General features: G+C 63.4%; 1 pseudogene. It reads right to left on the reverse strand.

The annotated features are described in order from the left end of the window. Positions 1-243 (reverse strand): annotated as a pseudogene (locus SB753_RS40585) (AraC family transcriptional regulator); the annotation flags it as partial.

Consider the following 243-nt stretch of genomic DNA (forward strand, 5'->3'; position numbering starts at 1 on the left):
GCGTCGATGCGGCCCGATCCGGCGCGGCATGTCGGAATGCCGAACCAGTACGCGTCTTTCTGAACCTCGCAGGTCTGCCGCAACGTGTGGCTCGTCGTTTCCACGAACACCTGCATATGGTCGAGGCACAACTCCGTGAGACCGCCGACAAAGCTCCCTGCGGTCAACTGGTCGTAGGTCTGATGCCAGCCGTGAAGATTGCGCGCCTGCTCGTCGGCGTCGTGAGCGACGCGGGTCTGTACG

Source organism: Paraburkholderia sp. SIMBA_053 (genome assembly GCF_046534895.1).
In the GTDB taxonomy this organism is placed as follows: Bacteria; Pseudomonadota; Gammaproteobacteria; order Burkholderiales; family Burkholderiaceae; genus Paraburkholderia; species Paraburkholderia caledonica.